Source organism: Algoriphagus sp. NBT04N3, from assembly GCF_019443765.1.
GTDB classification, from domain to species: domain Bacteria; phylum Bacteroidota; class Bacteroidia; order Cytophagales; family Cyclobacteriaceae; genus Algoriphagus; species Algoriphagus ornithinivorans.
On record NZ_CP048415.1, the window covers coordinates 1,430,070 to 1,451,970 of the forward strand.

The 21,901-nt window shown below is 38.7% G+C and carries 18 protein-coding genes; 10 read left to right on the forward strand and 8 right to left on the reverse strand.

Features of this window, described 5'->3' with window-relative positions:
• Window positions 1-68 precede the first annotated feature (68 nt).
• On the forward strand, window positions 69-2,687 hold the full coding sequence (locus tag GYM62_RS06120) for a DNA gyrase/topoisomerase IV subunit A (RefSeq protein ID WP_219958746.1): 2,619 nt from the start codon (window positions 69-71) through the stop codon (window positions 2,685-2,687).
• Between the two features lie 21 nt (window positions 2,688-2,708).
• Window positions 2,709-3,410, forward strand: coding sequence for an RNA methyltransferase (locus GYM62_RS06125; protein WP_091653969.1), 702 nt, complete (start codon window positions 2,709-2,711; stop codon window positions 3,408-3,410).
• Window position 3,411: 1 nt separating this feature from the next.
• On the opposite strand, the gene GYM62_RS06130 is transcribed toward GYM62_RS06125, so the two are convergent.
• The 3 genes from GYM62_RS06130 to pckA all read right to left on the reverse strand — a co-directional run bounded on the left by GYM62_RS06130 (window position 3,412) and on the right by pckA (window position 6,778).
• Window positions 3,412-4,011, reverse strand: coding sequence for a hypothetical protein (locus GYM62_RS06130; protein WP_219958747.1), 600 nt, complete (start codon window positions 4,009-4,011; stop codon window positions 3,412-3,414).
• A gap of 569 nt (window positions 4,012-4,580) precedes the next feature.
• Window positions 4,581-5,018 (reverse strand): peptidylprolyl isomerase, encoded by a 438-nt coding sequence (locus tag GYM62_RS06135; RefSeq protein ID WP_091653964.1) that lies wholly within the window; start codon window positions 5,016-5,018, stop codon window positions 4,581-4,583.
• 158 nt (window positions 5,019-5,176) lie between these two features.
• Window positions 5,177-6,778 carry a phosphoenolpyruvate carboxykinase (ATP) gene (gene pckA / locus GYM62_RS06140; protein WP_219958748.1) on the reverse strand — a complete coding sequence of 534 codons (1,602 nt, stop codon included), beginning with the start codon at window positions 6,776-6,778 and terminating at the stop codon, window positions 5,177-5,179.
• Window positions 6,779-7,122: 344 nt separating this feature from the next.
• Here pckA and GYM62_RS06145 point away from each other — a divergent pair, with 344 nt between their 5' ends.
• Window positions 7,123-8,616: a peptide MFS transporter gene (locus GYM62_RS06145; RefSeq protein ID WP_091654318.1), complete on the forward strand. Its 1,494-nt coding sequence runs from the start codon at window positions 7,123-7,125 to the stop codon at window positions 8,614-8,616.
• Window positions 8,617-9,132: 516 nt separating this feature from the next.
• Here GYM62_RS06145 and GYM62_RS06150 read toward each other — a convergent pair.
• Both GYM62_RS06150 and tyrS read right to left on the reverse strand, forming a co-directional pair.
• Complete coding sequence (locus GYM62_RS06150; protein WP_144605080.1) at window positions 9,133-9,834, reverse strand: TetR/AcrR family transcriptional regulator; 702 nt, start codon at window positions 9,832-9,834, stop codon at window positions 9,133-9,135.
• 149 nt (window positions 9,835-9,983) lie between these two features.
• On the reverse strand, window positions 9,984-11,276 hold the full coding sequence (gene tyrS, locus GYM62_RS06155; RefSeq protein ID WP_219958749.1) for a tyrosine--tRNA ligase: 1,293 nt from the start codon (window positions 11,274-11,276) through the stop codon (window positions 9,984-9,986).
• Window positions 11,277-11,445: 169 nt separating this feature from the next.
• Here tyrS and GYM62_RS06160 point away from each other — a divergent pair, with 169 nt between their 5' ends.
• Window positions 11,446-14,670 carry a S41 family peptidase gene (locus GYM62_RS06160; RefSeq protein ID WP_219958750.1) on the forward strand — a complete coding sequence of 1,075 codons (3,225 nt, stop codon included), beginning with the start codon at window positions 11,446-11,448 and terminating at the stop codon, window positions 14,668-14,670.
• 64 nt (window positions 14,671-14,734) lie between these two features.
• Here GYM62_RS06160 and GYM62_RS06165 read toward each other — a convergent pair whose 3' ends face one another.
• Window positions 14,735-15,064 carry a BlaI/MecI/CopY family transcriptional regulator gene (locus GYM62_RS06165; RefSeq protein ID WP_091653955.1) on the reverse strand — a complete coding sequence of 110 codons (330 nt, stop codon included), beginning with the start codon at window positions 15,062-15,064 and terminating at the stop codon, window positions 14,735-14,737.
• A gap of 153 nt (window positions 15,065-15,217) precedes the next feature.
• On the reverse strand, window positions 15,218-15,967 hold the full coding sequence (locus GYM62_RS06170) for an acyl-CoA desaturase (protein WP_219958751.1): 750 nt from the start codon (window positions 15,965-15,967) through the stop codon (window positions 15,218-15,220).
• Between the two features lie 136 nt (window positions 15,968-16,103).
• Here GYM62_RS06170 and GYM62_RS06175 point away from each other — a divergent pair, with 136 nt between their 5' ends.
• The gene (locus GYM62_RS06175) at window positions 16,104-16,469 is read left to right on the forward strand and encodes a phage holin family protein (protein WP_219958752.1); all 366 of its coding nucleotides are present in this window, start codon (window positions 16,104-16,106) and stop codon (window positions 16,467-16,469) included.
• Here GYM62_RS06175 and GYM62_RS06180 read toward each other — a convergent pair.
• Entirely contained in the window at window positions 16,458-16,898 is a 441-nt protein-coding gene (locus tag GYM62_RS06180; RefSeq protein ID WP_219958753.1) for a helix-turn-helix domain-containing protein, read from the reverse strand. The genes GYM62_RS06175 and GYM62_RS06180 overlap by 12 nt on opposite strands.
• An 87-nt stretch (window positions 16,899-16,985) precedes the next feature.
• Between GYM62_RS06180 and GYM62_RS06185 the strand changes: the two genes are divergently transcribed.
• From GYM62_RS06185 to GYM62_RS06205, 5 genes are all read left to right on the forward strand, one after another.
• Window positions 16,986-17,543: a hypothetical protein gene (locus tag GYM62_RS06185; RefSeq protein ID WP_091653948.1), complete on the forward strand. Its 558-nt coding sequence runs from the start codon at window positions 16,986-16,988 to the stop codon at window positions 17,541-17,543.
• A 56-nt stretch (window positions 17,544-17,599) separates the two neighbouring features.
• On the forward strand, window positions 17,600-18,502 hold the full coding sequence (locus tag GYM62_RS06190) for a histone deacetylase (RefSeq protein ID WP_219958754.1): 903 nt from the start codon (window positions 17,600-17,602) through the stop codon (window positions 18,500-18,502).
• 94 nt (window positions 18,503-18,596) lie between these two features.
• Window positions 18,597-19,196, forward strand: a complete 600-nt coding sequence (locus GYM62_RS06195) for an OmpH family outer membrane protein (RefSeq protein WP_091654317.1) — start codon at window positions 18,597-18,599, stop codon at window positions 19,194-19,196.
• A 97-nt stretch (window positions 19,197-19,293) separates the two neighbouring features.
• Window positions 19,294-20,265 carry a deoxyhypusine synthase family protein gene (locus GYM62_RS06200; RefSeq protein ID WP_091653945.1) on the forward strand — a complete coding sequence of 324 codons (972 nt, stop codon included), beginning with the start codon at window positions 19,294-19,296 and terminating at the stop codon, window positions 20,263-20,265.
• 2 nt (window positions 20,266-20,267) lie between these two features.
• Window positions 20,268-21,890, forward strand: coding sequence for an OmpA family protein (locus GYM62_RS06205; protein WP_219958755.1), 1,623 nt, complete (start codon window positions 20,268-20,270; stop codon window positions 21,888-21,890).
• The last annotated feature ends 11 nt before the right edge of the window (window positions 21,891-21,901 follow it).

Here is a 21,901-nt window from a genome sequence, read left to right on the forward strand (position 1 = left end):
CTGAAGAAAGTTAAACCTGAAGACTAGTCAGAATGACTTCTGATCTTTATAAATAGTGGATTAATTAAATGAGCGAGGAAACAAATAGACCTGAAGAAAAAGACGAAAGCTTACACGATTCGGTGCCTGTTACTGGAATGTATAAGGATTGGTTTTTGGATTATGCTTCTTATGTAATCCTAGAGCGGGCCGTCCCAGCAATTGAAGATGGATTGAAGCCAGTTCAGCGTCGTATCCTTCATGCCATGAAGGAAATGGACGATGGGCGATTCAATAAAGTAGCCAACATCATTGGACAGTCCATGCAATACCACCCACACGGTGATGCTTCTATCGGAGATGCTATCGTCAATTTGGGGCAAAAAGATCTTCTCATTGAAACCCAGGGAAACTGGGGTGATATTCGTACAGGTGACAGAGCTGCGGCTGCAAGATACATAGAGGCTAGGCTTTCCAAATTTGCCCTTGAGGTAGTATTCAATCCTCAAACCACTGAGTGGCAATTATCTTATGACGGTCGAAAAAGAGAACCTGTTACCCTTCCGGTTAAGTTTCCATTACTGCTTGCGCAGGGTGTTGAAGGAATTGCTGTAGGTCTTTCCACTAAAATTCTTCCTCATAATTTTCTTGAGTTGATAGATGGCTCAATTGAAATTCTAAAAGGCAATAAAACCAATGTTCTTCCGGACTTCATCACTGGAGGATTGGCAGACTTCAGTGAATATAATGAGGGCCTTAGAGGAGGAAAAATCAAAGTTCGAGCTAAAATAGAAGAAGAGGATTCTAAAACTCTTTTAATCAAGGAGATACCTTACGGTACAACTACTGATTCTCTGATTGATTCTATTTTAAAAGCCAATGATAAAGGGAAAATCAAAATCAAAAAAGTGGTGGACAACACTGCTAAAGATGTTGAGATTCAGGTTCATTTGGCTCCCGGAGTTTCGCCCGATGTAACGATTGATGCGCTCTATGCCTTTACTGATTGTGAGGTTTCTATTTCTCCTAATGCTTGTGTAATCATTGAAGATAAACCGGTCTTTCTAACGGTTAACCAGATTCTTGAATACAACACCAAGCAAACTAAAGCACTTTTAAAGCGGGAGCTGGAGATCAGGAAAGGAGAGTTGATGGAAAAACTCTTATTTTCTTCTTTGGAAAAGATATTTATCGAAAACAGGATCTACAGGGATATTGAAGAATGTACTACCTGGGATGCTGTTTTGGAAGCAATTGATAAAGGCCTAGATCCATACAAACCTGATTTTTATAGGGAGATTGTGCAGGATGATCTGATTCGTCTTACAGAGATTAAGATTAAGCGTATTTCGAAATTTGATGCATTTAAGGCAGATGAATTGATGAAAAGGCTTCAGGATGAATTGAAGGAAGTAAATCATAACCTAAGGCACCTGACAGACTATGCCATCAAGTATTATGAAAATCTAAAAGATAAATACGGAAAAGGCAGAGAAAGAAAAACTGAAATCAGAGCCTTTGATACCATCCAAGCCAGCGTAGTAGCAGCGAATAATGCCAAATTGTACGTGAACCGAAAAGATGGTTTTGTGGGCATGGGATTGAAAAAAGAAGAGTTTGTCTGTGACTGTTCCGATCTGGATGATATCATCGTAATTCGTAGAGATGGAGTGATGATGGTTTCCAAGATTCAGGAGAAGAACTTCATGGGGAAAGACATTCTCCATGTAGGAATCTATAGAAAAACTGATGAGCGCTTGACTTTCAATATGATCTATTTGGACGGTGCATCTGGTAGAGCCATGGTTAAAAGGTTCCAGCCTGGAGGTGTAACGAGAGATAAAGAATATGATCTGACAAAAGGGACGAAAGGATCAAAATCGCTTTATCTCACGGCTAATCCGAATGGGGAAGCTGAAATTGTAACAGTTTATTTGACCCAAGGTGCCAAAGCCAGAGTCAAAGTATTCGATTTTGATTTTGCCACGATAGAGATCAAGGGGAGAGGAGCAGGAGGAAATATTCTGACCAAATACCCAGTTAGAAAAATCCAACTGAAAATGGAAGGTGTTTCCACTTTGGGAGGCTTGGATATTTATTACGATCCTATAGTCGGAAGACTGAATACAGATCAACGGGGTAATTTAATCGGTAATTTCCTGGGTGAAGATAGAATATTGGTTTGCTATAAGTCGGGGGATTATGAATTAACCAATTTTGAACTGACCAATCGATACGAACCCAATGAGGTGGTGTTGATTGAAAAGTTTGAACCGGAAAAGATCCTTTCTGCAGTGTATTTTGATGGAGGGAGTAAGACCTTCTATGTGAAAAGATTCCAGGTGGAAACTACTACACTCAATAAAAAATTCAACTTTATTACTGATCATAAATCATCCTATCTCAAGCTTGTATCTACCAATAAGCAACCTCAGGTCTCTGCTACCTTGGTAAAAGGTAAGAATGAAGAGTCGGTAGAGTTTGATTTGGATATGCTAATCGATGTCAAAGGCTGGAAAGCCATTGGTAACAAGTTAAGTTCTCATGATATCAAGGACTTGCAGTTGATTGAAGTTAAAAAGGAATCCAAAAAGCAAGAGGCGGACAGTTCTGAGGAAGAAGTTGAAACGGATGATGAACTTGAAGTGGGAAGCACCATAGATTTGAGTCCCAAAAAGGATGACGAAGAACAATTGGGACTGTTTTAAACAGTCCCTTTTTATTTGAAAATGGAAGAAAAAGAGCTTTACAAGAAGGAATTAGGGCTGTTATCCTATCTGGGACAGTACATTACAGATCATAAAAAGAAGGTAATGGAAACTGTATTAGCTCAAAGAACCCGATTTTTCACGGTCGTTTTAGAGGATATTTACAAGCCTCATAATGCCAGTGCAGTATTAAGAACTTGCGATTGCTTCGGTATTCAGGATGTTCATATCATTGAAAAAACCAATCAATACAAAGTCAATCCCTATGTCACCCGTGGTGCATCTGATTGGGTAGATATTCATAAATATTTTTCCAATGAAGGAAATGCAGTCAAGGACTGTTTCTCAGCTCTCAAGAAAAATGGTTATCAAATATTGGCCACAAGCCCCAACCCCGGATCCATTTCTGTCTATGATTTGCCTGCTAACCAGAAAATCGCATTAGTTTTTGGCAATGAGCATGAAGGCGTAAGTGAAGAAGTGAAACAGCAAGCAGATGGCTTGGTTCATATTCCTATGTTGGGATTTACAGAGAGTTTTAATATTTCAGTCTCCGCTTCAATTTTTCTTTATGAATTGACAAAGCAAATCAAGGATTTAACAATCGAGGGCTTCCATTTATCAGAAGATGAAAAACATGCTTTAAGGCTTAAATGGTATAAGCAGATTGTAAAGAGGTCAGATCTACATGAAAAAATGTACTGGGAAACTCTGAATTCCTAAGTTAATTCTTCTTGAAAATAGAATTGATTTTTTCTCCAAAAGAACTGGTATTTTGCTGATTTTTTGCTCTTTGTCTTTGTCTCTGACGCTTTTTCTGGTCCTTACTTTTGACTAAGACCATTCTCGCTGATATCCCAGCTTGTCCTCTGAAAAACTCCTCTCTTCCTGCCACATTAATATTGGGCTTATAATCAAAAGAAAAAACCGTATTCAAAAAGGTCATTTCAAAACCCAAGATAAAATCTACACCGACTGTTGAATTGCCATAGGTATGCACTATCTCTTTGTTCACTGCATCTTTCATAAAGCTCTCTTCGCTTCCGAAAGCTAAGCCACCTCCATAATAGTAATTCAATCGCTTGGAGATGATAGGTCTATGAATTTCATATAAAATATGAGCCGTTGTGTTTCTTGAAAAGTCCGACTGAAGAATAGCCTCAATGGTATTTCTTTTACTGATTCTTTGTTGAAAAGAAAGTCCTACTGTTCTGCCCAAATCATTATTTCCAAGGCGTAGACCCAATGAATTCCCATAATGCTGGGCTTGAAGAGAATTGATGGTGCCAAAAAAAATCAGGAATAATAAATAAGTATATTTCATAGATCAGTTCTTTGAACTTTCCCTTGTTCAAGAACTATTCCAAGAATTGTTAAAAAAAAAGAGGCTGTCTCAAAAGTGCAATATGTCACATTGAGCGTCCCGACAATTGTGCGGGATCGAAATGTAGGCCACAACGATAGAAAAGGACTTCGACTCCCTACCTGCGACAGGAAGGCGCTACCAAAGAAAGTTTAAATTAAATTCCGAAATAAGAGAAATTTCGGAATTTAATTCTTTGTTATGGAAAGTAAGCTTTAGCTAACTTAAAATCCTTTTGCTTCTATTAAGGATTTTCTTTTTTCTCTTCGTTCTTTTGCCTTGAAGCAAAAGAACCAAAAATTCAAGACGCAGCAAAGCTCCAACCGCACTTGGCCGGACGCTGGCCCGCTGCTGCGTCAGCCCACCGCGCCCTCACTAAATAAGTTCTTCTAAAAGGAAAGGTTTTCAATTGTGAAATAACAACACATAAATCCATTTTGGAAGACCATGTCATGTCCTTTTTTATATGTTCGAAGAATATTTAAGACTCAGGCTGACACTAAAGCTATTAATGAGACAGCCTCTTGAATTTACGCTTCGCTGATCACTATTTTTTCAATCTTATCTCCTGCTCGGATAGCATCTATGACTTCAAGTCCTTCTACTACTTTTCCAAAGCAAGTATGGTTTCTGTCCAAGTGAGCTGTATTATCTCTGCTATGGCAAATGAAAAACTGGGAGCCTCCAGTATTTCTTCCGGCATGTGCCATTGAAAGTACACCTCTATCATGGTATTGGTTACCTCCGTCTAATTCGCAATTGATTTTATAGCCTGGTCCACCGGCACCATTTCCGATTGGACATCCTCCTTGAATCACAAAGTTTGGAATCACTCTATGAAAAGTAAGTCCATCATAGAATCCTTTTTGCGATAATTCAACGAAGTTATTTACTGTGTTGGGAGCATCTTTCTCATAAAACTCCACCTTCATTGTTCCCTTTTCAGTGATAATTTCAGCTGTCTTCATGTTGTGTCTTTTGATCTGAATTTTTCGAGGGGTAAAAATAGTCTTTCCCTAGAATAATCAGTCAATTATTTATTTGGATAATTAAATTTTGGATGGTGATCAAGAAAAAAAGCCCATACAATTATGTATGGGCTTTGGTTATAGAGGGTTTATTTTGATTAAATTTTTGGTGCTCCAGCCAGAATATCCTCAGAGGCGTAAGATTCAAACTGCTTGAAGTTTTGAACAAATGATTTTGCCAAGTCTGATGCTTGCTTATCATAATCTGCCGGATTGTTCCAGGTGCTTCTTGGGTTTAATACTTCACTAGGAACATTAGGACAAGATTGAGGAACCTCAAAACCAAAAACTGCATGAGGTTTAAAATCAACAGACTCTAAGCCACCTTCCAAAGCCGCAGTGATCATGGCTCTAGTGTAAGCTAACTTCATTCTAGAACCGACACCGTAAGGTCCGCCAGTCCAGCCTGTGTTGATCAGCCAAACATTGGTCTCATACTTTTCCATTTTCTCTCCAAATAGAGAAGCATATGCTGTTGGGTGTAATGGAAGAAATGCTGCACCAAAACATGCGGAAAACGTCAATTTAGGCTCTGTGACTCCCATTTCTGTACCTGCTACTTTAGCAGTATAGCCAGAAATAAAGTGATACATGGCTTGACTCTTGTTCAGTTTAGAAATCGGAGGGATTACTCCAAATGCATCTGCTGTAAGGAAAAATATATTTTTTGGGATTCCCGCAGTAGAAGGCTCTAAAGCGTTTGGTATATAATGGATAGGGTAGGCTGTCCTCGTATTTTCAGTTACACTTTTATCTGCGTAATTCACGATTCGTGTTCCCGGATTAAATCTGGTGTTTTCCACGATGGAACCAAATCGAATGGCATCCCAGATTTCAGGCTCTTTTTCTCTGCTTAGGTCAATGACTTTAGCATAACAGCCACCTTCGAAATTGAACACACCATTTTCTGTCCATCCGTGCTCATCGTCTCCGATCAACCCTCTTTTTGGATCAGCAGATAAGGTGGTTTTACCCGTACCTGAAAGACCAAAGAAAATAGCTGTGTCACCTTTCTCGCCAACATTGGCTGAACAGTGCATAGAAAGCACATTCTTTTCGTGAGGAAGTATAAAATTCAAAACAGAGAAGATGCCTTTCTTCATTTCTCCAGCATATCCCGTACCTCCGATCAAAATCATTCGCTTTGACATATTTAATATGGCAAAGTTTGGATTTTTAGTACCGTCCATTTCAGGGTCTGCCTGGAATCCCGGAGCGCAGATAATGGTAAAATCATGCTCAAAGTCTTCCAACTCCTCTTGAGTAGGTCTCAAGAACATGTTGTGGCAAAAGAGGTTATGCCATGCCCAAGTATTGATAACTCGAATATTCAATCTATGCTGAGGATCAGCTCCAGCAAAAGCATCTCTAACAAAAAGATCTTTGTCAGAAAGGAAAGCTTTCATTTTCTCCAATAATCGATCAAATTTTTCTTCATCGAATGGAATGTTGATGTCTCCCCACCAAACAGCATCTTCTGTTTGAGCATCTTTGACAACGTAACGATCCTTAGGAGATCTACCGGTGAATTTACCGGTGTCTGCCATCAAGGCTCCTGTAGAGGTGAGATATCCTTCCTTTCGAGCCAATGCCTGTTCCACCAATTCGGCTTGTGGAAGATTAAAGTGAACTTTTCCGCTTGTCTGCAAGTCGAGAAAATTCAAAGGAGAGGTCTGGGTGTCCAGAGCTAAATCCTGCATAAAATTTTGGGTTTACAAACTGAAAATTGTCTTCCCAAAATTAGGAAAAAGGTCTTAATTCAAAATGAAAAATCTTTAAAATTTCGCTTTTCAATCGATTACGAAGAAAAAACAGATAATTATTTGGCAGTCTTGAATTTTCATATATTGAACTGCTCACAAATCCTCCAGATTTACATATTTTAAAATGAAAATTGCGTGTATTTAAATCATTCCATTTTGAAGAACCTGCCAAATTCTTTTATCATTGTAAAATTTATCAACCTAAATCACTGACTTAATTGGAAACTCCAAACAATCCTGAATTTGAAGGGCCAACTATTTTTGGCCACCCGAAGGGTCTGATGACCTTGTTTTTCACAGAAATGTGGGAGCGCTTCAGTTACTACGGAATGAGAGCATTGCTCATTCTTTTTATGACCACCGCTATTGCTGATGGAGGTCTTGGTTTTGATGATAAAACCTCCGGTGCTATTTATGGACTCTATACCATGGGTGTTTATTTATTGGCTTTACCGGGAGGTTGGTTAGCAGACCGTCTTTTTGGTTTGAAAAAATCTGTTTGGTACGGTGGTATTATTATCGCCATGGGTCACTTTATGATGGCTTTGCCCGGGATTTTTGGATCTGGTGCTTATGAAGGAAAAACAGAGCTTTCTGCCTTAGATACTAATTCATTTTTTCTAGGACTTATATTAATTGTACTTGGAACAGGTTTATTAAAGCCTAATATCTCATCTATCGTAGGTCAATTATACCCTGCTGGAAGCTCAAAAAGGGATGCAGGTTTCTCTATTTTCTACATGGGAATCAACTTGGGAGCTCTTATCGCACCTATAGCTTGTAGTACTCTTGCTGAATATGATTGGCACTTAGGATTTGGTTTGGCTGGATTAGGGATGGTTTTTGGCTTAATTCAGTATAAAATTACTGGTGCTTCTTTGGAAGGATATGGTGAAGCTCCAGTTGTGGCTGAAGAGACTGAAAAAGTTCAGCAGAAAAAGTTGCGCTCTTTGGTAACCTGGATTGGATTAGCTTTAGCAGTTTTTGTGGCTGTTTTGTTTACTGGACTTATTCCTATTGATGTATCTGCTATCGCAGGAGCTTCAGGAACCATCATCGCATTGGTTGCTTTTGGATATCTAGGCTATGTAATCCTTTTTGGTGGATTGGATAAAGGGGATAAAAATAAGGTTGGAGTAATCGCCATTTTGTTTTTGTTCTCTGCTATGTTCTGGTCAGGTTTTGAGCAGGCAGGTTCTACGCTCAACTTATTTGCGGAAAGATTTACAGACCGGTCAGTTTTAGGCTTTGAAATACCTACCGGTTATTTCCAATCTATCAACTCCATGTTTATCATCATTTTTGCTCCGATTTTCGGAGGAATGTGGGTATGGTTGGGTCGCAAAAATTTGGAGCCTAGCTCTCCATTGAAATTTACATTTGGTCTCCTTCTTTTAGGTTTGGGCTTCTTTGTGATGTATTTCGCAGCTAAAATTGCTGCTTCCGGTGATTTGGCAGCTCCTACCTGGTTAATCATGACTTATATGCTTCACACATTTGGTGAGTTAAGTTTGTCACCTGTAGGATTGAGTTTGGTTACCAAGCTGGCTCCAAAAGGCTATGCAGGACAAATGATGGGTATTTGGTTCTTATCTGTTTCTCTTGGAAACTTGTTTGCCGGCCTGATAGCAGGTGAAGCGAGTGGGGGAACTGAAGAGGCTTTGGCTCAGATGCCTGACCAATATATGTTGATCGTTTACACCGTTATTGGTTCAGCATTATTGCTCTTCCTACTGAAACCAATTATAAAACGAATGATGGGCAATGTCCATTAAATGAAGGGAGGCTGTCTCAAAAGTGCAAATGTCACATTGAGTGTCCCGACAATTGTACGGGATCGAAATGTAGGCCAAAACGAAAGAAATGGCCTTCGACTCCCTGTCTGACGCCACAAATGACAGTTTAAATTAAATTCCGGAATTTCACTTATTTCGGAATTTAATTTTTTATTCTTTAATGTTAGTTTTAACTAAACTAAGGACATCCTACTTCAATTTAGCATTTTGCTTTTTTCTCTTTGTTCTTTTGGCTTGAACCAAAAGAACCAATCCCGACAGCTGTACGGGACAAGACGCAGCAAAGCTCCAACCGCACTTGGCCGGACGCTGGCCCGCTGCTGCGTCAGCCCACCGCGCCCTCACTAAATAAGTTCTTCTAAAAGGAAAGGGTTTCAATTGTGAAATAACAACAGACAAATCCATTTTGGATGACCCTGTCATATCCTTTTTTATATGTTCGATGAATATTTAAGACTCAGGCTGACACTAGGGCTATTAATGAGACAGCCTTTTTTAGAATAAACTTGTCTGAACAGTAGTTGGCTTACTCGCCTGAATGGTTCCTTTGAGCATCTCTTGCATTAGTTTGATAAAGCCAGGCTCCCAGTTTTCAGGATTAATTTTAACTTCCTTGGCTTCATATTCAATAGGGCCTCGCATTTTCTCAAATCCAATCATCATGCTCCAGATGGTATAGAAAGTGATTTCGGGCTGTAATTCCGGTCTGATACTTCCATCTTTAATCCCATGACTGACCATTGCGATTCCTAGCTTGGCAGGTTCATGATGAATTTCTAAGAGTTTTTGGAAGTGAACGCTTTCTAAGATCAAGGCATTGATAGATTCCCTCTCTTTTTCTGAGTTATATTTTTTCATCAGATCCAAAAAGTTGATCACAGAATCATAAAGGATCTGATTGTTTTTCGCAAAATTTGATATCCTGATTATCAAATCAGAAAGCATAGCCAAGCCTGATTTCCCCCGGCTTCGGTTGGACCATTCATCGCGGAATTCATCCTTCAACTGGTCAAATGCCTTTTTGGTCAATGCCATGAAAAGGTCTTCTTTATTTTTGAAATAAAAGTAACTGAGGCCTTTACTTATTCCTGCTTTTTTTGCTACATCTTCCATTCGTGTTGCTTGAAATCCCTTGCTGGTGAAGAGTGCAATCGCTGAATCTAAAATGAGCTTTTCTTTATTTTTTTCGCCTGCCATACCTGTTGCTTGTCTGTTTAAAAAACATATCAAAGATATTAAACCTTGGTCAAAAACAGGAATTAAACTTGGGTCAATATTTAGGTTAAAGACATAAAAAAAAGCCCTAAATTTTAAAATTTAAGGCTTTTTACTTGATCCTCATAGGATTAAACAATCTCTACGATGAAGTAATTTTTCTTTCCTTTTTGCACTAGTAAATACTTTCCTTGTAGCAATTCAAAATTTATGGATGCGTTAGGATCAGCAACCTTTTCCTTATTGATACTTAAGCCACCTCCCTGAATCATTTTTCTTGCTTCTCCTTTGGAACCGAAAATCACTCCCTGAGAAATTTCTCCAAATAAATCTAAAATAGAAGTAAGTGCTGTGTATTCAGCATTCTCAATTTTTACTTGAGGTACTCCATCAAATACTTGTAAAAAGGTTCGCTCGTCCAAAGCTGCCAAGTCTTCTGTTGAAGATTTTCCGAAAAGGATCTCAGATGCTTTTACAGCCATCTCATAATCTTCCTGGCTATGTACCATGATGGTTACTTGCTTGGCTATTTCTTTCTGCAAGGTTCTCAAATGGGGTGCCTGAGCATGCTCTGCTTCCAATGCCTCTATGGTCTCCCTGTCTAATGTGGTAAATATTCGGATATATTTAGATGCATCTTCATCCGACACATTCAACCAAAACTGGTAAAACGCGTAAGGAGAGGTTTTTTCTGGATCAAGCCACACGGAACCTCCTTCAGTTTTCCCGAATTTGCTTCCATCAGCTTTAGTAATCAAAGGAACAGTCAAGGCATAGGCGCTACCGCCACCCATTCTTCTAATGAGTTCAGTTCCGGTTACTATATTTCCCCATTGATCTGAACCCCCAAGCTGAACAGTACAATTTTTATTTTTCCAAAGGTGGTAAAAATCGTAACCTTGAATCAGCTGGTATGAAAACTCGGTAAAAGAAAGCCCATTTCCATCTTCAAGTCTTCTTTTTACGGAGTCCTTGGACATCATGTAGTTAACGGTAATGTGCTTTCCTACATCTCTGATAAAATCCAAAAAGGAAAACTGAGACATCCAATCATAGTTGTTGACTAACTCAGCCTTGTTGTCAGCATTGGTTTTGAAATCCAAAAACTTAGACAATTGATTTTGGATGCAGGATACATTATGATCTAATGTCTGTTTGTCCAAAAGGTTTCTTTCTGCTGATTTAAAAGATGGATCTCCAATCATTCCAGTTGCCCCGCCTACCAAAGCAAAAGGCTTGTGACCCGCTCTCTGGAAATGCAATAGCGTCATTACTCCCACCAAATGGCCAATATGAAGAGAGTCTGCTGTCGGGTCAAAACCCAGATATGCCGAAGCTGTACCTTTGTTTAAGTGTTCTTCGATTTCGGGTGTCATATCTTGGAGCATTCCTCTCCAGCGCAATTCTTCTATAAATGGATTCATGGAATTATTAAAATTTAAGCCGCAAATATAGCCTTGTCCATCGAAGGATGGAAGAAAAGTATAAAAGGATTGCTAGATGCATCCATTCTTCCTTGAAAAGACACCAACGGTGAAGTTTTGAAGCTAAGTTTTTTAATTTTCATTACTTTCACAATCGAAATTAAAAGCTATGAGATATTTATATAGTATTCTAACTCTGACATTATTCACTCTGATCAGTTCAGGAATCAATGCCCAAGAGAATCCTTCTTGGATGAGATACCCTGCAATTTCTCCCGATGGAAGCACTATTGTGTTCACCTACAAAGGAGATTTGTATACTGTCTCTTCTCAAGGTGGAGAAGCTAAGCAAATCACCTTTCACGAAGCTCATGACTATCAACCAGTCTGGAGCAAGGATGGAAGCAGGATTGCTTTTGCATCTGACCGGTATGGAAATTTTGACATCTTTATCATGGATGCTGCCGGAGGCCCGGCAACAAGGTTGACATATCATTCCAATGATGAGCAACCTTTTGATTTTTCAGCAGATGGAAAGTTTGTCCTATTCGGAGCAACCCGAATGGATATTGCTTCTCATAGACAATATCCTACGGGATCACAGCCTGAATTATATAAGGTTCCGGTAAATGGTGGCAGAGTAGACCAAGTTTGGACTATTCCAGCAGAATATATAAAGACCAGTAAAGATGGATCTAAGATAGTCTATCATGACAAAAAAGGAGGGGAGAATGAATGGAGAAAACATCATGAGTCTGGAATAGCTAGGGATCTTTGGATTTATGATGCAAGTTCTAATTCGCATCAGATGCTCACCACATTCTATGGGGAAGACAGAAACCCGGTTTTTTCACCCGATGAAAAAGAGTTGTATTATCTAAGCGAGCAAAATGGAAGTTTCAACGTGTTTTCCATGGCTTTAGATAATCCTTCGCAGACTACTGCCTTAACTAGCTTGACAAATTTTCCAGTTCGCTTCTTAAGTATTTCCAACAATGGATTGATGAGTTTTGGATATGATGGAGAGCTGTATACATTAAGAAAAGGTGAAAATCCTAAAAAAGTAGCCGTTAGTCTGAAAACGCAGGCAATCTCCAATCCTGATAACTTTATTTCTATTAATGGTGGAGTTAGCGAAATGAGTATTTCTCCTGATGGAAAAGAAATCGCCTTCGTAGCCAGGGGAGAAGTTTTTGTTACATCTGTCGATGGATCACTCACAAAAAGAATCACCAATACTCCTGAACAAGAAAGATTTGTGGAATTTGCTCCTGACGGGAAATCCATCGTATATGCCAGTGAAAGAGATGGTAAATGGCAGATTTTCCAAAGTACGAAAGCAAGAGAAGAAGAACCTTTCTTTTTTGCTTCAACCTTGCTGAATGAAAAGTTATTGCTGGAGATAAATGATGATGCCTATCTTCCAAAATTGTCTCCCGATGGGAAAAAGCTCGCTTATGTAGAGGGAAGAAGAACCTTGAAAGTAGTGGATTTATCCAGTAAAGTGGCAGTTACTTTAATGACTCCTGATCAGCTCTTTCATATGAGAGATGGAGATCAATATTTTGTATGGAGTCCTGATAGTAACTATTTATTAGCTACCTACAGACCTACCATGGTCAACTCTGAAGTGGTTTTATTGGATATCACTGGCAAGCAACCCATGAAAAAGATCACCCAAAGTGGCTATAGTGACGATAGAGCTACCTGGGTAAATGAGGGGAAACAAATGCTTTGGATGTCTAATAGAGATGGTCTAAGAAGCTATGCCACATCAGGAAGAAGTGAAGAAGATGTGTATATGCTCTTCTTCGATAAAGCAGCTTGGGACAAATTCAACTTGAGTAAAGAGGAATTTGACTTGATGAAGGAAATAGAAAAGTCCAAAAAGAAAGATGATTCCAAAGAGGAAAAAAAGGATGAGAAAAAAGAAGTTGCTCCTCTTAAATTTGACTGGGATGGATTGGAAGAAAGAAAGGCCAAACTGACCATTCACTCTTCTATGTTGGGGGACGCTGTACTTAGTAAAGATGGGGAGAAACTATTCTATTTGGCCAGTTTTGAAAAAGGACAAAACCTCTGGAGCACTAATTTAAGGACTAAAGAAACCAAGCAGGAGCTTGCTTTGAATGCCGGGTATGGTAGGTTGATGTGGGACAAGGATCAAAAAAATCTTTATTTATTGAGTGATGGAAGTATTTCCAAAATCAACACTGAGTCAATGAAGAAAGAGGGCATTAAGATCAGTGGCGAGATGAGTTATGATAAGGATGCAGAATTAGCCCATTTATTTGATCATGTTTGGTTAAGGACAAAGGGTATTTTTTATACTCCGGATATGCATGGTGTAGACTGGGAAAAAGCCAAAGTAGATTACCAAAAATACCTGCCACATATTGGTAATAATTATGAGTTTGCTGAAATGCTCTCTGAGATGATCGGGGAGTTAAATGTTTCTCATGCTGGAGCAAGATACAACAGATCTATTCCAATGGCTGATCAAACAGCTGCTTTGGGGATATTCTGGGACTATAAGCATCAGGGAAATGGAGTAAAAATAACAGAAGTGATCTCCGGAGGCCCATTGGATAAAGCAGAATTTACTGTAAAGCAGGGTATGATTATCCAAAAGATCGATGGTGAAGTAATTAGTCCAGAAGTGGATTTTGCTAAACTTTTGAACAGGAAAGTGGACAAGTTTACTTTGCTTGAACTAACCGATACCAGTGGCGGAAATGTTCAGCAAATCACTGTAAAACCAATTTCCTTGGGGGAAGAAAACAGACTTCTTTATAAAAGATGGGTGAAACAGAATCAGGAAGAGGTTACAAAATTAAGTGATGGTAAATTGGGTTATGTGCATATTCCGGGGATGAGTGACGGACCTTATCGAAATGTTTATGAGGACATGATGGGTAAGTATCATGATACAGAAGCAGTTATCGTAGATACTCGTTTCAACGGTGGTGGAGACTTGGTTGCTGATTTGGCTATGTTCTTTACTGGTGAAAAATTCCTGACTTATGCCACTGCTGATAAAGTGGTGGGTTATGAGCCAACTGCTAGGTGGACTAAACCAACTTTAGCAATGTTCAATGAAGCCAATTATTCAGATGGACATTGTTTTGCTTGTGGATATACAGATTTGAATATTGGTAAAACAGTGGGCATGCCTACTCCGGGTACTTGCTCTTTTGCAGGTTGGGAAGGTTTGCCAAATGGAGTGAGATGGGGAGCTGTTCCTATTTCTGCCAAAAATAAAGCAGGAGAGTGGCTGGAGAATAATGAAACAAAGCCACAGTTTGAAGTGAAAAATATGCCAGGTAAAATTGATCAGGGCATTGATCAGCAGCTGGAAAAGGCAATTGAAGAACTTCTGAAAGAGGTGAGATAAAAAAAGCCGGGCAATTTGCCCGGCTTTTTCTTTTATCTGATGCTTATCCGTTAAACGTTTCTATTTATTGATAATTCTTGTTGTTCAAAGACTCATCATTCTTAAAGAACTGAGTCATTTTTGCAAATGAACTATCAAAATATCCCTCTAGCATTTTCTTGATGATGAATGTTCTGTACTCATCTTTAGATACGATTGGGAAATACTCATGGCTTTTGCCATAAGACTTGTGACTCACAAAGCCTTTTCTTTCTAGAATCCTAACGATAGTGGAAACTGTGTTGTAGGCTGGCTTTGGTTCTGGCATCGGTACAAGGATGTCTTTGACAAACCCTCTTTCGATGTCCCAGAGGATTTGCATGATCTCCTCTTCTGCTCTGGTTAATGGTTTCATAAGGTGTTAAGTTTTAATTCCTTAGAAAATTATTGGTTTAGTTTCGAAAATCCAAGAAAAGTACAAAAATAAGTTTGCCTATTTAGTTAAAAAAAATCTCAAGTAGCTGAAAACTAGGGAAATAAAAAAGGAGCAAATTTTGCTCCTTTTTGATTATGCTGTTCTTAATTTAATTATACCCGATGCGTGTAATAGTTTTACAATGGGATAGGTCGGATCAAATTCGTACCATTTCACTGCAAAGTTGGGACGGTTTGGAAGCTTATGATGATTATTTTGGAAAAGCTCTCCGAGCATTAAAACATCCAACAATAACGAATTTTTTGATTTATCATTATTGTCAAAATTAGCATATCCGTATTTGTGGCCGCTCCAGTTAACAATAGCACCATGAACAGGACCCATCAAGAAATGGATTGGAAGTAAGAAGTACATCCACCAGTGAGTTCCAGGCAATTCAAATACAGTAATTGCCAATACGTAGATTGCTACATATAATAATCCCCAAGCTACTCGGACTCCCATGCTGTCTGCAAATTTGTCAAATTTGTTCCAATCAGGAATATCTTTAGAAAAACGCTCCTCAGGCTTCAGTTTAAAGCTGAAATAATCATTGTAAATGTTTTTCGTTTTCCACATCATAGTGAAAAGGTTCTCTGTATGATGTGGGGAATGAGGGTCTTTCGGAGTATCGCTATATGCGTGATGCATTCTGTGAAGGATAGCGTATGCTCTAGGGGATAAATACGAACTTCCTTGCCATATCCAGGTGAAAACATAGAAAAATCTCTCCCAGTATTTATTCATGACAAACATTTGATGAGCTGCATAGCGGTGCAGAAAGAAGCTCTGGCAGAATAATGAAAAGTACCAGTGCAGAAGAAAGAAGATAATGATAATCACTCGTTATTGGTTTATTGAATTTGTACAAATATAAGAGGCAGTAGCCCAATAGTAAAGCTTCTAGGAGATCAACCTCGATCTAATTTTCATGATTTAAATCAATTTTTGCTTAATTTGGTGAAAACAACTTTTCATTATGTCTCAGCAATCACAAGCAACTTCGATTCTTGTCAAAATTCTATTAGGTGGCATTGCAGTATTAATAGCAGCTTTTTTTCTTCCGGGAATCTCCATTGATGGATGGATTACTGGCTTTTTGCTCGCTGCTCTGTTGATTTTAATCAACCTGACTGTAAAGCCTTTGATGATCTTACTTACTTTACCTTTAACCATCATCACCTTTGGTTTGTTCCTCTTGGTGATTAATGCTTTAGTAATATTATTAGCAGATGCGATAATTCCCGGTTTTGAAGTAAACGGATTTTGGTGGGCTTTATTATTTGCAATTGTCTTGAGCTTGATCAACTCGTTGTTTGGAAATAATTTGAATTTAGATCGTTGAGGTACTTTGATCATTAACCCTTCGATAAACTTTCAAAACTCCGTTTTTATCTGGGCTCTTTATTTCCTGTTTGGAAGGATGAATCATGGCTTTTAGTATGAATTTTTCAGAAGGTTCATTATAAGCAGGTGCTTCGTCAATCCATTTGATAGTCTCAAAGTCTATGTTTGCCGAAGGAATGCAGAATTTATCATTAGCATCCTGAATCATATACATTTCCTCGTTTGGGTCTATGCCAGTTATTTTTTTTTGATCCGAAATACCTACTACAATGATACCTCCTTTTGTATTGGCCAAAGCAGAGATTGTGCGGGCGATTTTCTCCTTGGAACTCACTTTCTGCTTGAAATCCAATGAGATACCTTCTTCTGATTTTAAAACTTTTTTGATGAATTCTTCATCAAACTTTTCTATATTATGTTTATTCATTTACAATTTGTGACGTATATTACTTGCTATATTCAACTTGAAGATTATCTTTCCCAACTGAAACTTAAGACTAATAATTTTTAATCTATGTCAACTATGAATCCTGGCTTTGATCCAAAAGAAATTTCCAAGCTCAAGCAGGAATTGAAAGCCTCTGGCAAATCATTTCAATTAATTCCTGAGGAGGAAAACTCTGATGAATTTGTAAATTTTTACTTCATTGGAATGTTTGAAGGTAAAGAAGTTATATACGATGCTGCCTTATATACGTTGAGGTTACACCATGCGAGTGAGGTTTATGAGCTTGCAGAACATGAAGCCGCTAAGAAATTCCCGAATTTCAGTGGAATTAGGTACGAAGAAGATGAAAATGGCAATCTTATGCCATTGTCTAGTGAAGAAGAGGAAATCGGTTGGTTTATCACTGAGATGATCATGGAAATCGAAGAGGAGGAGTCTGTGAAAGTTCAAGAATTCATAGACATCGATACAAATCACGATTATGGAATCGGTTTAGATGCAGCTTTGAATGTGGAATATATTGATGAGAAAGTAATAGCTAAATTCATCAAGGAATTTAATGATGATACAATTCAACTCGATGAAACCATGTATGCTTTTCAATCTGAAGAAGAAGACGTTTAAATTTTAATTTGGAACAAAAAATTGGAGCGCTTGTTAAAATACAAGCGTTTTTTTTTATGCTTAAAATTGCCTGGTCTTCCGAATATGCTCATCCTTTGCCTCCGGGACATAGATTTCCAATGGAGAAATATGAGCTTTTGCCTCAGCAACTGATGTATGAGGGCACAGTTTCTGAAAGAAATTTCTTTGCTCCAGATGCAATAGATGAAAGTCTTATTGTACAAGTCCATGATGCTCAATACTGGGAAAAACTCAAAAATTTAGCCTTAAGCAGGTCAGAAGAACGAGTTACAGGTTTTCCTTTGAGCAAAGAATTGGTGGATAGGGAAACCATCATTGCTGGTGGATCGGTTAGAGCTGCTTTGTTTGCACTTGAATACGGTATTTCCCTAAATATCGCCGGTGGCACTCATCATGCGTTTACGGATAGAGGAGAAGGTTTTTGCTTGTTAAATGATATAGCTTTGGCAAGTCGATATCTTCAGAATGAAGGACTTGCCAAAAATATTCTAGTCATAGATTTGGATGTGCATCAGGGCAATGGTACAGCTCAAATTTTCAAAGATGATCCATCCGTATTTACATTCAGCATGCATGGAGCCAAAAACTATCCACATCGAAAAGAAAAGTCTGACCTGGATATAGAATTGCCGGATGGAACTGGAGATGAGGAATATTTAACTCAGCTAGATCTGGCCTTAGAAAACATACTGAAGAAGTTTCATCCTGACTTCATCATGTATCAATGTGGTGTCGATGTGTTGGAAACAGACAAACTTGGACGTCTAGGCATGAGCATAGAAGGTGTTAAAATGCGTGACAAGAAAGTGCTGAACCTTGCAAAAGAGTTGAAGCTTCCAATTATGTGTTCGATGGGAGGAGGCTATAGTGAAAAAATCAGCCATATCATTGAGGCGCATGCTCAGGTTTACAGGCTAGCTCAGGACATATTTTTTTAAATACTCCTAAAAAAAGCTTTTTCAAAAAGGTCAGACCTTGGAAAATCAATACTTTCTTTATATTTGCGCCCTTGTCAACAATAAAATATACAAAGTGAAAAAAGGATTTAAATTCATAGGAGTACTTGGTTTTGCAACAGTGCTTTTTTACGCTTGTCAACCAAAAACTACAGAAAACACAACTGCAACAGCTTCAGGAGAGGCTGCTTCAATTTCTGATTTGAGTATTGCATATGTGTATACTGACAGTGTGATCAATCAATACGAGTTCTTCAAAAAGAAATCCGAAGAAATCACAGAAAAAGGAAAGAAGTTTGAAGGAGATCTTCAAAGCAGAGCTAGAGGTTTTGAGCAGGAGGTAGCTAATTTCCAGCAAACTGGTGGAAATATGACTCCTAACCAGCAAAGAGCAAAGCAGGAAGAGTTGGTAAAGAAAGAGCAAAACTTGATGACTTACAGAGATAATCTGATGCAAGAGCTTTCTGCCGATGAGTCTAATCTATATAGCGATGTTTATGACAAAGTTCAGAAATATCTAAAGAGCTATGCAGAGGAAAATAACATTGATTTGATCTTGAGCTACACTAGAGGTGGAGCAGTATGGTATGGAAAAGATGCTTTGGATGTAACCAAAGCCGTGATTGAAGGTCTGAATAAAGAGTACAATACTACTCCTGCTGATTCAGCTAAATAAGTATTTACTTACTGATATATAGAAACCCGGCTTAAGGTCGGGTTTTTTTGTACCCTATTTTTAGGTATTTTTGACGCCTAATTGATAAATCCAAGTAATGAAAATCACAGAATTTCTAAAGCACCACTACAGACATTTTAATGCAGCTGCCTTGATTGATGCGGCCGAAGGATATAAGACTCATTTGGAAGAAGGGGGGAAGATGATGGTCACCCTAGCAGGAGCCATGTCTACCGCTGAATTGGGTATTTCCTTGGCAGAAATGATCCGTCAAGATAAAGTCCAAATCATTACATGTACAGGTGCGAACCTGGAAGAGGACGTTTTTAATCTGGTTGCTCACGATTATTACGAGAGAATCCCAAATTACAGGGAATTATCTCCTGCACAAGAGCAAGATCTTTTGGAGAGACACATGAACAGGGTTACGGATACTTGTATTCCTGAGATGGAAGCCATGAGAAGAATTGAAAATGTGATTTTGGAAGAGTGGATGAAAGCCGACCAGGCCGGTGAAGCATATTTTCCTCATGAATTTTTCTACAAAATATTGCTATCTGGTAAGTTGGATGACTCTTTCCAAATTGATCCTAAGAACAGCTGGTTATTAGAAGCTGCCAAAAAGAACCTGCCTATCATAGTGCCAGGATGGGAAGATTCAACCTTGGGAAATATGTTTGCAGGTCATGTGATCTCTGGAGATGTAAAGAATGTACATACTGTAAGAAGCGGTATAGAATATATGATGTTCCTAGCTGAATGGTATACCCAGAATGCTACCGAAGAAAGTAAAGTCGGATTTTTCCAAATTGGCGGGGGAATTGCAGGAGACTTCCCAATCTGCGTGGTTCCGATGCTGCATCAGGACTTGCAACGTGATAATGTGCCTCTTTGGGGTTATTTCTGCCAGATCTCTGATTCTACTACTTCTTATGGATCATATTCTGGAGCAGTTCCTAATGAGAAGATTACCTGGGGTAAACTTGGTTTGGAAACTCCGAAATTTATCATTGAATCTGATGCAACAATTGTGGCCCCGCTGGTATTTGCCATCGTTTTGGGTCAATAATTATGAATAAGTTCAAGTCATTTTATGTGAAAGCAGGCAGTCTAGTATTGCTTGCTTTTTCTTTTTCCTCAGGTCTTTCTGCTCAAGCTATCCGAAGTTTGTCAGGAGCAAATAGTCCACAGGATGATCAGAATCCTGTTTGGATTGGAAATAATACGCTGCTCTTTACCAGAGCATTTCACCCAGACAATAAAGGTGGAATTACTGATCCCGGTGATATATGGATGAGTAAAAAAGATGAAAATGGGGAATGGTCAGAGGCTATTCACAGACCTGATCTCAGTACACCTGGCTATGATTTTCCCTTGGGTTTAGAGGATCTTCTGACTTTACTAGTATATCACAGAGATACTGAAAGGAATGGGGTTTATCAGTACTCCAAGTTTGGAACTGACTGGAATTTTCTGAGAAAAGTCAATGTGGAAGGAATTTCAGAAATGGAAGGAAACCTGACCGGTAGAGTTTCCAAAGGAGGAACTTTAATTTTTATTTCAGGGAAAAGAGCAGACAGCAGAGGAAATGAAGATATTTACCTAATACAAAAGGTTGGTACGATAGATTGGTCAAAGCCGGTTCATCTCGGAAATGTGATCAATACTCCAGGTCAGGAAATAAGTCCATTCTATAATCCTGACAGCAAGCTCCTTTATTTTTCATCAAACATGCAGGAAGGAGCACAGGGGAAAGATATTTTTATCTCCAAATCTTTGGACGGATCCCTTTCCAATTGGAGCCAGCCTAAAAGATGGGAACAAATCAGTTCTCCGGGATCTGAGGCTTCCATCACCTTTATTTCTGATGATGAAATAGTATGGACGAGTACACAAAACAGTGATGGATTTGCGGATCTTTTGACTTTCCAAAACCCAGAAAAATTAATTATTCCAGAGAATTTTGAGTCTCCGAGTGCGATTGTATTGAATCAAACAGAAGCTGAAGAAAAGGTAGAGATACAGGAGATTGTTCCTATTTATCCTTCAAGTTCCGTAGGATTTCCGGAAGTAAAAGTTCAGGAAAAATCTGTACCCGTGGATGAGCCCAATCTTTCTTGGTTGGTCATAGATGAAAATTCAAAATCCAGAATTTTGGATTATTCCTTATTCTCAAAAAAAGGTGCAGAATGGGGAATAGAAAACGGCCCATTAAAATTGAATGAATTAAAGAAGTCTGGAGTAACTGAGCTTCGATTCCAGGCAGCAAAATATTTCCCCGTTGCAATTCCTGTGGATCGGATTTTAAGTGGAGAACCAAATGTGATTTTGCTGAGAAAAGCGGCTCCCGGCAGTACCTTTACTTTGGAAAAAGTTGCTTTCAAAAGAGGCACAGCTGAACTAGAAGGAGTAGAAACGCTGGAGTTTTTGAATGAGATTGCAGAGTTTTTAATAGAAAACCCTGATCTGACAATCCGAATTAGTGGACATACTGATAATGCCGGTGATCCTGGATTAAATAAAGCCCTTTCCTTAGAACGAGCAGCAGCTGTGAGGGATTATTTGGTTGAGAAAGGTATTGAGTTTGAAAAATTAAGAATTGCAGGATGGGGTGGAACTCGCCCTGTGGCTTCCAATGCAACTGAAGCAGGAAGAGCAAAAAATAGAAGAGTAGAATTAACAGTAGAAAATTAGAAAAGGGGATA

Bases quoted from the DNA above. Each gene is read 5' to 3' on its own strand.
- GYM62_RS06120 (WP_219958746.1), top strand. From the start codon at position 69: ATGAGCGAGGAAACAAATAGACCTGAAGAAAAAGACGAAAGCTTACAC.
- GYM62_RS06125 (WP_091653969.1), top strand. From the start codon at position 2,709: ATGGAAGAAAAAGAGCTTTACAAGAAGGAATTAGGGCTGTTATCCTAT.
- GYM62_RS06130 (WP_219958747.1), bottom strand. From the start codon at position 4,011: ATGAAATATACTTATTTATTATTCCTGATTTTTTTTGGCACCATCAAT.
- GYM62_RS06135 (WP_091653964.1), bottom strand. From the start codon at position 5,018: ATGAAGACAGCTGAAATTATCACTGAAAAGGGAACAATGAAGGTGGAG.
- pckA (WP_219958748.1), bottom strand. From the start codon at position 6,778: ATGCAGGATTTAGCTCTGGACACCCAGACCTCTCCTTTGAATTTTCTC.
- GYM62_RS06145 (WP_091654318.1), top strand. From the start codon at position 7,123: ATGACCTTGTTTTTCACAGAAATGTGGGAGCGCTTCAGTTACTACGGA.
- GYM62_RS06150 (WP_144605080.1), bottom strand. From the start codon at position 9,834: ATGGCAGGCGAAAAAAATAAAGAAAAGCTCATTTTAGATTCAGCGATT.
- tyrS (WP_219958749.1), bottom strand. From the start codon at position 11,276: ATGAATCCATTTATAGAAGAATTGCGCTGGAGAGGAATGCTCCAAGAT.
- GYM62_RS06160 (WP_219958750.1), top strand. From the start codon at position 11,446: ATGAGATATTTATATAGTATTCTAACTCTGACATTATTCACTCTGATC.
- GYM62_RS06165 (WP_091653955.1), bottom strand. From the start codon at position 15,064: ATGAAACCATTAACCAGAGCAGAAGAGGAGATCATGCAAATCCTCTGG.
- GYM62_RS06175 (WP_219958752.1), top strand. From the start codon at position 16,104: ATGTCTCAGCAATCACAAGCAACTTCGATTCTTGTCAAAATTCTATTA.
- GYM62_RS06180 (WP_219958753.1), bottom strand. From the start codon at position 16,898: ATGAATAAACATAATATAGAAAAGTTTGATGAAGAATTCATCAAAAAA.
- GYM62_RS06185 (WP_091653948.1), top strand. From the start codon at position 16,986: ATGTCAACTATGAATCCTGGCTTTGATCCAAAAGAAATTTCCAAGCTC.
- GYM62_RS06190 (WP_219958754.1), top strand. From the start codon at position 17,600: ATGCTTAAAATTGCCTGGTCTTCCGAATATGCTCATCCTTTGCCTCCG.
- GYM62_RS06200 (WP_091653945.1), top strand. From the start codon at position 19,294: ATGAAAATCACAGAATTTCTAAAGCACCACTACAGACATTTTAATGCA.
- GYM62_RS06205 (WP_219958755.1), top strand. From the start codon at position 20,268: ATGAATAAGTTCAAGTCATTTTATGTGAAAGCAGGCAGTCTAGTATTG.